14 protein-coding genes are annotated in these 13072 nt (G+C 60.3%); 6 read left to right on the forward strand and 8 right to left on the reverse strand.

From position 1 onward, the window contains the following. Nucleotides 1–14: 14 nt before the first annotated feature. Together pcaB and P0D71_RS32320 are read left to right on the forward strand one after the other, a co-directional pair. The gene (gene pcaB, locus P0D71_RS32315) at nt 15–1385 is read left to right on the forward strand and encodes a 3-carboxy-cis,cis-muconate cycloisomerase (RefSeq protein WP_091806894.1); all 1371 of its coding nucleotides are present in this window, start codon (nt 15–17) and stop codon (nt 1383–1385) included. A 26-nt stretch (nt 1386–1411) separates the two neighbouring features. Next, nucleotides 1412–2827: a cation:dicarboxylate symporter family transporter gene (locus P0D71_RS32320; protein WP_408483558.1), complete on the forward strand. Its 1416-nt coding sequence runs from the start codon at nt 1412–1414 to the stop codon at nt 2825–2827. Between the two features lie 117 nt (nt 2828–2944). Here the strand turns inward: P0D71_RS32320 and P0D71_RS32325 are convergent, their stop codons facing one another. The 3 genes from P0D71_RS32325 to P0D71_RS32335 all read right to left on the reverse strand — a co-directional run bounded on the left by P0D71_RS32325 (nt 2945) and on the right by P0D71_RS32335 (nt 5598). Then, a complete protein-coding gene (locus P0D71_RS32325) occupies nt 2945–3694 on the reverse strand; it encodes an SDR family NAD(P)-dependent oxidoreductase (RefSeq protein WP_408483559.1) in 750 nt (249 codons plus the stop codon). A gap of 77 nt (nt 3695–3771) precedes the next feature. Beyond that, complete coding sequence (gene folE / locus P0D71_RS32330) at nt 3772–4497, reverse strand: GTP cyclohydrolase I (protein ID WP_091806891.1); 726 nt, start codon at nt 4495–4497, stop codon at nt 3772–3774. Between the two features lie 93 nt (nt 4498–4590). Beyond that, the gene (locus P0D71_RS32335) at nt 4591–5598 is read right to left on the reverse strand and encodes a MerR family transcriptional regulator (protein WP_408483560.1); all 1008 of its coding nucleotides are present in this window, start codon (nt 5596–5598) and stop codon (nt 4591–4593) included. Between the two features lie 223 nt (nt 5599–5821). Between P0D71_RS32335 and P0D71_RS32340 the strand changes: the two genes are divergently transcribed. Next, entirely contained in the window at nt 5822–6817 is a 996-nt protein-coding gene (locus P0D71_RS32340) for an NAD(P)/FAD-dependent oxidoreductase (protein ID WP_408483561.1), read from the forward strand. Nucleotides 6818–6903: 86 nt separating this feature from the next. Here the strand turns inward: P0D71_RS32340 and P0D71_RS32345 are convergent, their stop codons facing one another. The 3 genes from P0D71_RS32345 to P0D71_RS32355 form a co-directional block, all read right to left on the reverse strand. Then, nucleotides 6904–7683: an EAL domain-containing protein gene (locus P0D71_RS32345; protein WP_286162171.1), complete on the reverse strand. Its 780-nt coding sequence runs from the start codon at nt 7681–7683 to the stop codon at nt 6904–6906. A 79-nt stretch (nt 7684–7762) separates the two neighbouring features. Then, the gene (locus P0D71_RS32350; protein ID WP_286162228.1) at nt 7763–9094 is read right to left on the reverse strand and encodes a sensor domain-containing diguanylate cyclase; all 1332 of its coding nucleotides are present in this window, start codon (nt 9092–9094) and stop codon (nt 7763–7765) included. Nucleotides 9095–9099: 5 nt separating this feature from the next. Further along, nucleotides 9100–9471, reverse strand: coding sequence for a phosphonate transporter (locus P0D71_RS32355; protein ID WP_408185500.1), 372 nt, complete (start codon nt 9469–9471; stop codon nt 9100–9102). Nucleotides 9472–10038: 567 nt separating this feature from the next. Here P0D71_RS32355 and P0D71_RS32360 point away from each other — a divergent pair. Beyond that, nucleotides 10039–10395, forward strand: a complete 357-nt coding sequence (locus P0D71_RS32360; protein WP_091806886.1) for a response regulator — start codon at nt 10039–10041, stop codon at nt 10393–10395. A gap of 159 nt (nt 10396–10554) precedes the next feature. Here P0D71_RS32360 and P0D71_RS32365 read toward each other — a convergent pair whose 3' ends face one another. Further along, complete coding sequence (locus P0D71_RS32365; RefSeq protein WP_408300187.1) at nt 10555–10938, reverse strand: hypothetical protein; 384 nt, start codon at nt 10936–10938, stop codon at nt 10555–10557. Nucleotides 10939–11198: 260 nt separating this feature from the next. Between P0D71_RS32365 and P0D71_RS32370 the strand changes: the two genes are divergently transcribed. Both P0D71_RS32370 and P0D71_RS32375 read left to right on the forward strand, forming a co-directional pair. Next, a complete protein-coding gene (locus tag P0D71_RS32370) occupies nt 11199–11639 on the forward strand; it encodes an Hsp20/alpha crystallin family protein (RefSeq protein ID WP_408185499.1) in 441 nt (146 codons plus the stop codon). A 12-nt stretch (nt 11640–11651) separates the two neighbouring features. Next, nucleotides 11652–12056 carry an Hsp20/alpha crystallin family protein gene (locus tag P0D71_RS32375; protein WP_091806882.1) on the forward strand — a complete coding sequence of 135 codons (405 nt, stop codon included), beginning with the start codon at nt 11652–11654 and terminating at the stop codon, nt 12054–12056. 140 nt (nt 12057–12196) lie between these two features. On the opposite strand, the gene P0D71_RS32380 is transcribed toward P0D71_RS32375, so the two are convergent. Continuing rightward, the gene (locus P0D71_RS32380) at nt 12197–13066 is read right to left on the reverse strand and encodes a 4Fe-4S dicluster domain-containing protein (RefSeq protein WP_408300190.1); all 870 of its coding nucleotides are present in this window, start codon (nt 13064–13066) and stop codon (nt 12197–12199) included. Between the last annotated feature and the right edge of the window lie 6 nt (nt 13067–13072).

A 13072-nucleotide genomic window follows, 5' to 3' on the forward strand; every position in this document is an offset into this window, starting at 1 on the left:
TCCGAGAGGTCTTCATGACGAGTCGCACTGTCCCTATGGCCAGCACTGTGGTCGATTCAATCCTGTTTCGCGACGCCTTCGGCACACCGAAGATGCGTGCGCTGTTCTCCGATTACGCGCTCGTGCAGCGCTATATCGACGTGGAAGTGGCGCTGGCCAGGGCTGAAGCGCGCGTTGGCGTGATTCCGGCCGATGCGGCTGAAGTGATCGCCCGTGAATCGACGATCGAGCGGATCGATTTCGATCACATGCGCGAGGAGACAGACATTGTGGGTTATCCGATTCTGCCGCTCGTTCACCAACTCGTCGGCATGTGCGGCGAAGCGGGCCGTTACGTCCATTGGGGCGCGACGACACAAGACATCATGGATACGGCGGTCTCGCTGCAGGTGCGCGATGCGCTCGATCTAATCGACAGCGACATACGCGATCTGCGCACGATTCTGGTCGGTCTTGCAAAGAAACACCGCGATACGCCGATGGCGGGCCGCACACACTTGCAGCAGGCGCTGCCCATCACGTTTGGCTACAAGGTCGCCATCTGGCTCGCGATGTTCGACCGGCATCAACAACGCCTCGCAGAGTTGCGGCCGAGGGTGGCCGTCGTCGGATTCGCAGGGGCTGCGGGAACGCTGGCCTCGCTCGGCGACAAGGGTTTCGAGGTTCAGAAGGCGCTCGCCGATGAACTGAAGCTCGGCGTACCCGCAACCACGTGGCACGTAGCACGCGATGGTCTCGCCGAAGCCGTCAACCTGCTGACGCTCGTGACGGGTTCGCTCGGCAAAATCGCGCTCGACATCATGATCATGGCGTCGACGGAGTTCGCCGAAGTGTACGAGCCTTTCGTCAAGGGGCGTGGTGCAAGCAGCACCATGCCGCAAAAACGCAATCCGATTTCCAGCGAACTGATGCTTGCCGCAGCGAAAGCAGTGCGGCAGCAAGCGGGTCTAATGGTCGACGCGATGATCCAGGACTTCGAGCGCGCCACGGGCCCATGGCACGCGGAATGGATCGCCATTCCCGAAAGCTTCATCCTTTCGGCTGGCGCGCTGCATCAGGCCAAGTTTGCGCTAGGGGGATTGATCGTCGACACCGAACGCATGAAGCACAACCTGGGTATCACCCGGGGGTTGATCGTCGCGGAGGCAGTCATGATGGGAATGGCGCCGTTCACCGGCCGCCAGCAGGCTCACGATATCGTCTACGACGCGTGCCGTACCGTGAACGAGAAAGGCGGCACGCTCGCCGAAGCGCTCGCGGCGCTGCCTGAAGTTACCAGGCACTTCGACCGCGCGGCTATCGATCGAATGACCGATCCAGCCAACTATCTCGGCCTCGCGCCACAAATGGTCGATCGCGCCGTCGAATTGTCCAGCGGCATTTGATTGAAAGACGTGGAGGAGCGCACATCATGAACAACCATAACGCATCAAACGCATCGCCGGACGTTCCGCCGCCCAGAAGGCTGCCGTGGTACCGCAGGCTGGGAATGCAGGTTCTGACCGGGCTGATCCTCGGGATTGCCGTCGGTCTGATTTTCCCGAAGGTGGGTGGGCAGCTGAAGGTACTGGGCGACATCTTCCTGTCGCTTATCAAGGCCGGTGTCGCGCCGCTTGTGTTTCTCACCATCGTGCATGGCATCGCGTCGGCCGGTGACGTCAAGAGCGCGGGCCGCGTAGGATGGCGCTCGATTGTCTATTTTGAAGTGGTATCGACCATTGCCTTGATGGTCGGCCTGCTGGCTGGCAACCTGCTGCAAACCGGAAAGGGCATGACGGCCATCGCCGTCGGAGCAGCGCCGCCGGCGGTTGCAAAAATGGAATCACAAGGCTTCATCGCGTTTGTCATGCACCTCGTGCCGGATAACTTCATCGGCGCCTTCGTGAAAGGAGAACTGCTGCAGGTGGTGGTGCTGGCTGTGATGGTCGGTATCGGGATACTCGCGATCCCTGAACGCCGCCGCGTCCGGATCAACGAGGGACTCGATCTTGTTTCCGAAGTCCTGTTCTCGTTCATCAACCTCGTGATGAAGCTGGCGCCGCTCGGCACCTTCGGCGCCGTCGCTTACGCGGTGGGCAGCAACGGCACCGCCGTGCTCATTGCACTTGCCCAACTCGTTCTCAGTTTCTACGCGGTTGTGATCCTGTTCATCGTCGTGGTCATGGGAATCATCGCGAAACTGGCAGGCTTTAGTCTGTGGCGCTTCCTCCGCTATATCAAGGACGAAATTTTTATCGTGCTGGGTACCGCGTCGTCCGAGAGCGCGCTGCCGCGCCTTTTAATCAAGCTCGAACGGCTCGGTTGCGCGAAGCAGACAGTCGGTCTCGTGTTGCCTACCGGCTATGCGTTCAATCTCGACGGCACATCGCTTTTCATGTCGATGGGCGTGCTCTTCATCGCTCATGCGTATGGCGTGCCAATTACGCTGCAGCATCAGGTCGGCCTGCTCCTGTTGATGCTGTTGACCTCCAAGGGTGCGGCCACGGTGTCAGGCGGATCGTTTGTGGTGTTTGCTGCGACGGTGGCGTCGACCGGCATCCTGCCTGTTGAAGGGGTTGCGGTGATTTTCGGGGTCTACCGCTTCATGTCAATGGCGATCGCCGCCTGCAACACGATCGGTAACAGCGTTGCCACGGTCGTGATTGCAAAGTGGTCGCATACGTTCGACGCGCAGGTCGCCGAGCGTCATTTCTATCCGGAGCGCTACCCGGCCACCGCGCATGCCGACGAAAGTCTTGATGACGGTAACTTGCTGCCCGAGGACACGAGCGACGCGAATCCGCACTCTGGCGGCATCTCTATGAAAAGTGCGGGCACAGCGCGATGATCTGTTCCGTTGGGCCGTGGGCGCCCCATCGGAGGCCTGCCGATTCCACGCGCAGGCAACTGGAGCCCGAAGCGATTCGGGGAAACTCCACGCTGACTGACACGTAACGATATGGCATCACGCGCCCGCCATCGAATGAAGGATGCCATGGCCGCCGTCCACCCCGATCTGCTGGCCAGTGATCCAGCCAGCATCATCGCCTAGCAGAAAGTCGATCAACGCCGCCGCGTCCTCGCCTTGACCCAGACGCCTCATCGGATTGAGCTTTGACATCCGGGCGATCGACTCAGGTGAGCCGGTGAGCTTCGACGACATGTTCGAGACAGTTAATCCTGGATGAACGCAATTCACCCGAATCCCCCGCTCAGCGTAGGTCGCGGCTGCCGTGACGGCGAGCGCCGCCACCGCGGCCTTTGCACCGGCAATGGCCTCGTGATTCGGAAATCCAGACTGCGCCGCAACCGTGCCTACCAGTACGGCGCTCGAGGGCTTGCGATGGGCGAGCGCAGCGGTAACGAAAGCCCGAAGCACATGCCACGCACTGACGTAGTTATCGGCAAGCGTCGCGCGCATATCCGCTTCGCTGGTCAGGTGCAGCGGTCTGATCAGAATCGATCCAACGCAATGGGCGACACCTGTCACTTCTCCAAAGCGCTCAATACCTGCCTGAATTGCACATTGCACCTGCGCGGCATCGGTTGCGTCGGCGGGTGCAGCGAGTGCGCGCTCTCCAAGTTCGTCGGCGAGTTCGGTGAGCCTCGCTCCATCGCGAGATGTAAGAACAACGCTTAGACCGCGCGCTGACAGTCTCCGGGCCAGTGCAGATCCGACTGCACCGCTCGCGCCAGTAATCCAGATCGCCGCCATTGCCTCACTCCCGACAAGTACCCGCTACGTTCAGCCATTCAATACCGACCACCAAGGCTCACTTTCTGCCCCGCCAGTCAATTCCGACCCGGTAGAAGATCCAGAAACTCGCGACGCAATGCGGGATCCCGAAGAAATGAACCGCGCATGACGCTGTTGACCATTTTTGCGTCGTCGTCTTTCGTGCCGCGCCAATGCATGCAGAAGTGGTCGGCCTCCAGCACCACCGCAAGCCCGTCGGGCTGGATGCGTTCTTCGAGCAGATCCGCGATCTGCTTGACGGCCTCTTCCTGGATCTGCGGCCGGGTCATGATCCAGTTGATCAGGCGGCCGTACTTGGACAGGCCAATGAGGTTTGAACTCTCGTTGGGCATCACTCCAATCCAGACCCGGCCCATGATCGGACACAGGTGATGGGAGCAGGCGCTGCGCACACGCAGCGGGCCCACGATCATCAATTCATTGAGCCGTTCGACATTCGGAAATTCGGTGACAGCCGGCGCGGTGTCGTACCGTCCCGCAAAGACTTCGCGAACGAACATTTTTGCCACGCGTTGCGCGGTTTCTTGCGTGTTGTGATCGTTGTCGACATCGATGACGAGCGAGCGCAAAACGCCCTGTAGCTTGTCCGCGACTTCCTTTTGCAGCAGCTCCAGTTCTCCCTCGCGAAGGTAGTCGGCGATGTTGTCGTTCGCGTGGAATCGGGCTCCCGCACTGAGAAGCCGACATCTGATCCGCTGCGAAAGCGGCACGCCCTCGCCCAGCTCCAGGCCGTGGCGTATGTCCTGCGCGACTGATTCCATGAGACTTTTCTCCCAACGTCAATGTGTCAATCCGTACGCGTAACGTGCGCTGCAAACCTTGCGCCGTATGCCCCCGACTCGCGAAGACCCGTCTCAATCCGTCTGATGCGGTTGAGGCGACCAGCCTTCTTCGCGCACCACACGCTCGAGCGCCGACTCGATCAGCACGCGCGCGCGATTGGCGACGTCGCCGAGATGCCGGTGTAACGCAACGTCGTGCGCCGAGCGCGACGTGCATTCGTCGCTATAGGATTCGAACGTGGACAGTTGCATCACCAGTTCAGCGAGGTGCCGCGGACATTCGCACGCAATCGTCGACGAGCGGGCAGCGATGGCTTCGAGCTCGGCGTCGTCGTACCGACGTGGCGAGCGCGACCAGGAGGGGGCTTCGCCGGCCTCATGCGCCACCCGAGCGCTGTGGCACAGATCGCCGAGCATCTGGCGAAGCTCGGTCCTGCTGTCGGGCTCCCGATACAGCCGCACACCCGCGAGGCGCAACGCTTCTGCCGCGCGCCCCGTACCGAAGCCGTACACCACCGCAACCGCCGCCGCGCCGCAGGCGTCGCTGAGCGCGAGAACTTCCGAAGCGGCGTCCTCATGCAGCGAAGGAACACGCAGCAGCAGAAGGTTCGCCTCTTCCCCTTCAGATGACGCGCCTTCGCGCGCCGCCGCGAGATCCGCATACTCCGCGAGCTTGCCGACGCCGTAGCGCCGCAGATCGATACCCGTTTCAACCAGGCGCCGGGCCAGGTTCTCCCCCACTAGCGTGAGCCGGAACCTGACCTCATGACTGCCATTGGTGGGGCGCGATCTGCCGCTGGACGCCTCCCCTGCGGCAAGAAACTCGAGTTCCTCGCGCTCGAGCCGCGCAATCGCTCCAATCGCGTGGCCGCGCTGCACCAGCGCGTTGATCAGAACCAGCCGGCGCACGTCGTCCTCGGAATACATGCGCTGTCCGGCCTCACTTTTGGCCGGGCCCACCACTTCGTAGCGCCGCTCCCAAAGCCTGAGCCTCGTGACCGGCATCCGCGCGAGCCGGGCGGCCTCCCCGCTCCTGTAATTGCGAGCGGGCGACGTGTCTTCGACGGAGGGCGACGGCATGGTCATTCCTTTAGCGTTGCATGACTCGGGATAATATTCCTGTTTCGAGTCAATGTGAATCATTATTGCGAGTCGCATCACCTCTTTAAAGTTAAAAAAGATCGTCAATGTGTCATACTTGGACATCAAGACTCCATAATCGGAGTCACTGTGACGCATCTCAATGCGAAATTGGCTTTGGTGGCGGGTCCCTGCGAGTCCGCGAACCCTGGAGAGAGAAGTCATGCCTATAAAACGGAAAGGCCCACGAATAGCCGTCGTCGGTGCGGGGATCGCCGGATTGTCATGCGCGACGGTGCTGCGCCGCTGCGGGTTCGAGGTCAACGTGTTCGACAAAAGCCGCGGGCCTGCCGGGCGGATGAGCACCCGTCGCCAAGGCGACTGGCAGTGCGACCATGGGGCGCAGTACTTCACCGCTCGCGATCCGCTCTTCCAGGCGGAAGTGGCGCGTTGGCAGAACGCGGGCGTCGCCGCGATATGGCCTGCACGAATCGCGGTGCTCGATGGGTCCGCACAAACCGCATGGGCGAGCAAGCAAGACCGCTTCGTCGGTACGCCGTCAATGAACTCGCCCGCGAAGTATCTGGCTGACGCTCAGTCGGTGACCTTGGGTTGCACTGTCACGGCATTGCATCAGGATGGGCGACAGTGGCGTCTCGTGTCAGCCGAACAGGGCACGCTTGCGGATCGCTTCGACGTCGTTGTCCTCGCCATGCCCGCCCCGCAGGCGGCGGACTTGCTGCGTGAAGCCGCGACCGGACTGGCGGCGCTCGCACGCGAGACCGCGATGCGCCCATGTTGGGCACTCATGGTGCGCCTGCCCGCTCGCGTGCCAGTGCCGTTCGATGCCGCTTTCATCAATCAGGGGCCTCTGCGCTGGATGGCGCGCGACAGCAGCAAGCCGGGGCGCAACGGCCCCGAAACATGGCTGTTGCACGCGAACGCGGACTGGAGCGAGCTTTACATCGACGCCAGCGCGGAACGTGTCGCGGATTGTCTGCTCGAAGCGTTTGCGCTGCACGGCGGCCAAAAGTCCACCGAATGGACGGCACACCGCTGGCGATTTGCTGACACCGAGCCTAGCGAGGAGCCCGCGCCCGGATACATCTGGGATGAAGCCAGCGGCCTGGCATTGTGTGGCGATTGGCTCAACGGCGGCAGAGTGGAGGGTGCGTGGCACAGCGGCCGGATGCTGGCCGAGCGAATCGCCACCCGGTAGCTGGCGGCCCAATCGACAAAGCAGTCAGCAAGCCAGATCAAAGGTGCAAGGTAACCTGGACTGCGAGCAGACCAGCATGCTTATGGCTATGTAAAGCACTTTAGCTTATCGATTGCCGGAATCGTTTTAAAACCTGGTTTTGCGAAAAAATAGCCCTGCATCAGCCTGACTCCATGCGCAACAAAGAAGTCTCGTTCGCCCCTGGTTTCGATGCCTTCCGCCACGACACGGATACCAAGATCGTCGCAAATTGAAATCACGCCTCGCACGATGCGCTGACGCACCGGGTCAGTGTCGATACCGCGGAGCAGTCCCATGTCGAGCTTGATGATGTCGGGCTGGAAATCCACCAGCAGAGCAAGCCCCGAATAACCGGCTCCGAAATCATCAATTGCCGTCAGGAAGCCAAATGTCTTGTATGCCCTGAAAATCTCGACCAGATGTGTGCGGTCGGCCAGATGTTCGCCCTCAACAGTCTCGAATATGATTTTTTCAATCGGGAAACCATGCGTCTGCGCAGCTTCCAGAGTGCTCCTGATGCATACCTCCGGCCGATAGACCGCGTTGGGCATGAAATTGATGGAGAGAAATGAGTCGAGACCTAACGCGGCTGCACTGGCGATCGCAACCTGCCGGCAGCGCTGGTCAAAATGGTATTTGTTTGCATCGTCGATCTGCGACAGCACCGAGTGCGCGGATTCCCCGCTCGCACCACGCACGAGCGCCTCGCATGCGAAAACAGCCTGGGCGCTCACATCGACGATGGGCTGAAACGCGAAATCGATCTCTATCGGCAGGGGCGTTATGTCCCTGCACCCGGAACATCGTTGCGGCTGTCCCGCCACCCCATCGGGGCTACGAATCATGAAGGAATCCATCTGGTGTTATCGCGCTGATTGTTTGCTGATTAGGGTTGACGCCGTTGGTCCTGCTGCGGGGCGGCCGTCAGTCTCCCGGTGTGTTGGCTTCTTCGCAGGCGGAGCATGCTTCGCCCGCCGGCTCCAAAACCTCGCCGCGTACGCAGTTCCGCCCTGCTCTTTTCGCGTCGTAGAGCGCGCGGTCGGCGGCAGCCAGCAATCCCTGGAGCGTCGGATTGGCAGGACTCAATGTCGCGACGCCCAGACTGATCGTCGCTTTCAATTGCCCGACCGCCGTTTCGATTCGCGCCCGCTCGACCGCAACCCGCAGTCGCTCAGCGACCACCAACGCCTCGCCGGCCGTCGTAGACGGCAGCATCAGAATGAATTCCTCGCCGCCGAGTCTCGCGACCGTGTCGGACGTGCGTAACAGTCCCTTCGCTTCGCCGGCGATCCGTTTCAAAACCTCGTCACCCGCCTGATGCCCGGCCGTGTCGTTGATCCGCTTGAAGTAATCCGCGTCCAGCATAACGACCGACAATGCCCGCCCATGTCGTTCGGCGCGTGCCACCTCGGATTCCGCAACTTCAAAGAAGTGGGCCCGGCTCGATACGCCTGTCAGGTGGTCGGTCGTAAGCAGGCGCGCAAGGTTGTCGCTGCTCACCTTGCGCTCCGTCACGTCCCTCAGAACGACCGAATACCCCGCTATCTCCCCTTCCTCTTCGCGCAGCACCGCGACGAGAACCTGCCCCCAGTAGCGTCGACCGCCCCTGGTTTCACACCAGAACTCCTCCACATGCCAACCCTCGTCACGCGTTAGCGCGATATGCTCCGGTGAGCGGTGCGATACGTGCTCGTCGCGGGCATAAAAGCACGAGAGCGTGTGCCCGACGACGTCGGTCTCGCCAAATCCCGTCAGGCGTTCAACCGATGGATTCCAGCTTTCAATACGCCCTTGCGCATCAAGCGAGAAGAAAGCAAAGTCGTTGACGCTCGTGTAGATTCCGGCCAGCCACGATTCTGTTTGCCGCGCTCTTCTCTCGGCCGCAACCTGCCGGGAAATGTCCGTCAGCACCGTCATCAGCAGATTCTCACCCACCTTGATGATGGAACAGGCGAGCACGACCGCCCCCTCTTTGGCCGGCGTCACAAACACCCGGTGGTTTTCACACACTGCCCCCCGCTCGCCCTCAAAGCTGGCCGCCAGGTTGCGAAGCTCCGGCGCCACTGACGCCAGGCTATCGAAAATATTCTCGATACCGCCGCCTTTTACCAGAGGCATGAGAAGCTGCGCGGCAAGGGGGTTCATCATGTCCACGAGACCCGCCTGGTCGCTGCGGATAATCCCGACCGGGGACAGGTACATGAACGAGAGTAACGCCTCGTATTCGGACTCGAGGTCGTTCGTGTCTGGATTCACCGCGTTCAATGGGCCGCCTTTCGCTCAATCAGGACAAACCGCGTCGCGCAGTCCGGCGCTTTCAGCAGCCTGAGCCGCACCGGGGTCGGGCGCATGCGCAAGGTCAAAACGTAGGGAACAATATCGTCAATTGCCTCCTCGTCTTCGAAGCGCTGCGCCACCATGAAATTATTCATGCACGGGGCCACCTCTTCGAAGAAATGTTTCCCTAATACTCGCTGCGCCCGCAATCCGGCGTTCTTCGATTCGGTCGCGTTATAGACCGTGACAAGTGCATCCGGGCTTAACCCGATGACGCCAAACTGCATTTCATCTAACCGGGCAGTATCCAATCCAGCCAGCTCCCCTATTCGCACCGCCTCGAATTCTTCGTTCACGCTTATCCCGTGTGGCGCCACAACACCAAGTTCGTTCGTACCGGCTATTTATCCAAAGAGTTCCAAGTGCTGCTTCTGGTGAAAATAGCGACAACTTGTTGCCCCAAAGAAACCGCCCAATAGACGGCATAACGGCCTCCGACGAAATAACTTTAACGCGAGAGCGGCGCTGGAGATTGCCAGAGCCTGTCGGTAATAACGTCCAATTGGGCGCACTGTCGCCGCGTTGCCATAGCGTGGCCAGGAAAGATCTACCCGCCCAACAAAACAACAGCCTTTTCTATGGATCCGCATGAGTTGCCCTGCACAAATTGCCGCGAGCTTACGAAGGACGTACTGGAGGTACGAATTGCTCGCGCGTTTCAGGCGCAATATAAGTTCTGCGATGGGAGCACTCTGTCCTCATTCGTCGACTCCCGAGCCATCCCAAGTTCGTTTGAACAGCCCCCCCGGTCAGCTGCCCCAAATAAGCGAGCGTCAGCGAACGGGTAACCGGCGCGAAGACACCGGGAACGCGAATTGCACGCTCACGTATCCGCTTACTCAACACATATAGGCAGTCGTCTCATGCACTCGATTCTGCTTGTCGATGACGAGCCGGATATTTTGACGGCCTGGCATCTGATTCTCATTGGAGAGGGGTACGAAGTGCGATGCGCCGCGAACGGCGCGGAGGCGCTCCGGATTCTGGACGGTTGGCGGCCGCACCTTATCATCACCGACTGGATGATGCCGCTGGTTGACGGTCGGGAGCTATGCCGTCATATCAAATCGAATCCCGAACTTTCACGCATTCCTGTGCTTGTTCATACAGCAGCGCCAGCGGCCGCTCGTGAAGCGAATTGTTACCACGTCTGCCTGCAAAAGCCGGCGCCTATCAACGTCGTTCTCACAACCGTGGCGAAGCTATGCGGCAGCGCATAGACGGACGAGACCTTCGCGGTTGGCCTCGCAACCGCATCACGGCTGCTGCTACGGCCAGTATCGACTGCAGTCACAAAATCCTGCTCCACGTGATTGCAAACGGACCGGAAAGCCGAAGTGGACCCGCGGCCGAGAGCGGTAACGGGCCACGCAACCTTATCACTGGATAGGCGGCACAACACCGAGTTTTTCGGCCAGCATGCGTTCATAGACGCCGAAATGCAGGTCTACCTCTTCCTGCGTAACTGTCTGGACTAGAACGTTGACCTGGTCGGGTAGCAGTCCCATCACTGTTGAGATTGCGCCCTCAAGTTGCGGCGCACAAATGCGGTCTTCGGCGAGTGTCGTGCCTATGGATATGTCATAACTTTGCTCCTTCCGTTGCACGATTTCGACTATGCGGGCTCGCGCGCTCATGTTGTTATCGACCGCCAGTCTCACGACGCCGGCAAGCTGATGCATCACTTCAGTCGGAAAGCCTTTCGTCGAGCGCAACCTCAACCGATGCTTTCCGAGAGTTATCCACTCTGTTTCGAATTCCATGGAGTTCTCCTCGGGTGACACTGGTGCGCGGATGATAAGGGCGGTCATCGGTTTTTCAAGCCCGACAACAAGCCAGAAAAATTCCTCAAATGAGGGGCTTGAAAATCTTTTCCTGCATCTTATTTTGAAAACGCTCGGGCAGTCGCTCGCGGGTCGACGCGGGCGCTGCGTGTTTCAACCTTGTTTGTTTTGCGGCTGGGGCAAGCGGACTGGAGCGCGTTCACCGGTTCGTCTTCCCGCCACCAGAGGAGAAAGCGACCATGAGTGACCTTTACTTTGGCACCGAACTCTTCAGCGAACTGGACCGTCTGCAGCGGCAGATGTCTAACCTTTTCGGCGGATTTCCTTCCAGCCTTCGCTCAAGCCGAGTCGGGACCTTTCCACCCATCAACATCGGGACGACCGACGATACGATTGAAATCGTCGCGTTTGCGCCCGGTATTGATGCATCGAAGCTGGATATTTCCATCGACAAGGGCCTGCTGACCATCGCCGGCGAGCGGACGAGTTCACTGCCCGATCCCGCCGACGGCCGACGGGCCTACACGCACGAGCGCTTTGCCGGCTCTTTCCGGCGAGCGGTCGAGCTGCCCCAGCATGCCGATCCCGACAAGGTACAGGCGCGTTACGTGAACGGATGCCTGTTGATTTCGGTTGGTAAGCGCGAGATGTCCAAACCCCGCGCAATTACAGTTGAGTAATGAGGTGACACGATGAGCGACACCACGCAAATTGCACAGCGCGAGACCGATCCAGCAAGCCGCAGCGCCGCAGACGAGACCCGTCGGCTAACGCTGACTCCAGCGGTCGACATTTTCGAGGACAGTCATGGTGTGACGCTACTGGCTGACTTGCCTGGCGTCACCAGGGAACGGCTTGATGTGAACGTCCATGGCGGGAGCCTGACCATCGAAGCTCAGTCGGCAGTGCCTACCCCGGCAAACCTGCGTCTCTCCCACGCCGAGATACGCGCCCCCCACTTTTCGCGACAGTTTGCCGTTAGCGATGATTTCGACACGTCGCGGATTGAGGCTAACCTGAAAGATGGCGTGCTGAGGCTGACCATCCCGCGTCGGGAGGAAGCAAAACCACGCCGCATTGATGTCAGCTTGGGCTGACCCCCAAAGCGGATCCTACCTGGAACTCTCTCGTAGGCCGGACCAGATCCTCGCCTTTTCCCGGTCGGGGCATCGCGTTCTGTCGTATCCCAGCCAGATAGGATCCGCCGGTCTTGGGCAAAGCAGCTGTGTTGCGGTGCTCATGATCGCGCGACTCCCACGCCGGTTGTCGACTGGGCGAGCCTGATCTCGCCCAGGTAAGCGCTTTCGTCCAGTTCGCAATTACGCCGGGCGTTACCGGCGTCATGATGGATTTCGACCCGATAGAGGCCACTTCCCTTGGCAAGCCCACCGAAGCGGAAATCGCCAAAGCAGTCCGAAACGGTCTCGCCCACCTTCTCGTCACCGACGTACAACGTGACGACTGCATCCGCGACGCACTCCGTCACGTCTTCCATCTGCACGCTGACGCTTCCTCCAATGAAGCAGGTTTCCCAGCGCTCGAGGCCGCTATACCATACGCGAGGCTTCGTGCCGAGATTCGGCCGCAACACCTTCAGCCCCTCGCGCCGGGCCTTCTCCTCCATTGTTGCGTCATCCAGCTTGACGGTCTCAAATACGTCGGTGGGGCAGGACTGCTGACAGCGCGGCCGGGACCAGCCCTGATCGAGCAGATGCGCATCGAAGATCCAGGTCTGTGGCAATTGAAGCTCTTCGTTCCAGACGATTGCCTTGTACGGGCACGACTTCACGATGTCTTTGCGACCCCGCGCCTTGTCCGGGTCAATGATGACGATGCCGTCGGCGCGCTTGCGAATCGCATCGCCGCCCACCCGCATGCACGGCGCGTCGTCGCAGTGGTTGCACATGACCGGCAGATACGTGGTCTCGACCATATGGGCGTCACCCTGAACACGGCGCAGGATGCGCACGACGCTCTCTGCATTGGCCGACGCGGGCGCGGCATAACCGGGAAAGTCGTTTCCGACATGCTCGTCCCGGGCGGCGATGACGCAGTTCTGGCAGTTCTCGCACTGCCCGACCTTGACAATCAGATTCCACTTGCTCATTCCATG

Origin of the sequence: Paraburkholderia sp. RL17-383-BIF-A (assembly GCF_046028015.1) — a bacterium.
Lineage (GTDB): Bacteria > Pseudomonadota > Gammaproteobacteria > Burkholderiales > Burkholderiaceae > Paraburkholderia.

What these genes read in the sequence shown, in the direction of transcription:
- pcaB (WP_091806894.1), top strand. Translation starts at nt 15, where the DNA reads ATGACGAGTCGCACTGTCCCTATGGCCAGCACTGTGGTCGATTCAATC.
- P0D71_RS32360 (WP_091806886.1), top strand. Translation starts at nt 10,039, where the DNA reads ATGCACTCGATTCTGCTTGTCGATGACGAGCCGGATATTTTGACGGCC.
- P0D71_RS32345 (WP_286162171.1), bottom strand. Translation starts at nt 7,683, where the DNA reads ATGATTCGTAGCCCCGATGGGGTGGCGGGACAGCCGCAACGATGTTCC.
- P0D71_RS32325 (WP_408483559.1), bottom strand. Translation starts at nt 3,694, where the DNA reads ATGGCGGCGATCTGGATTACTGGCGCGAGCGGTGCAGTCGGATCTGCA.
- P0D71_RS32340 (WP_408483561.1), top strand. Translation starts at nt 5,822, where the DNA reads ATGCCTATAAAACGGAAAGGCCCACGAATAGCCGTCGTCGGTGCGGGG.
- folE (WP_091806891.1), bottom strand. Translation starts at nt 4,497, where the DNA reads ATGGAATCAGTCGCGCAGGACATACGCCACGGCCTGGAGCTGGGCGAG.
- P0D71_RS32320 (WP_408483558.1), top strand. Translation starts at nt 1,412, where the DNA reads ATGAACAACCATAACGCATCAAACGCATCGCCGGACGTTCCGCCGCCC.
- P0D71_RS32380 (WP_408300190.1), bottom strand. Translation starts at nt 13,066, where the DNA reads ATGAGCAAGTGGAATCTGATTGTCAAGGTCGGGCAGTGCGAGAACTGC.
- P0D71_RS32375 (WP_091806882.1), top strand. Translation starts at nt 11,652, where the DNA reads ATGAGCGACACCACGCAAATTGCACAGCGCGAGACCGATCCAGCAAGC.
- P0D71_RS32335 (WP_408483560.1), bottom strand. Translation starts at nt 5,598, where the DNA reads ATGCCGTCGCCCTCCGTCGAAGACACGTCGCCCGCTCGCAATTACAGG.
- P0D71_RS32370 (WP_408185499.1), top strand. Translation starts at nt 11,199, where the DNA reads ATGAGTGACCTTTACTTTGGCACCGAACTCTTCAGCGAACTGGACCGT.
- P0D71_RS32365 (WP_408300187.1), bottom strand. Translation starts at nt 10,938, where the DNA reads ATGGAATTCGAAACAGAGTGGATAACTCTCGGAAAGCATCGGTTGAGG.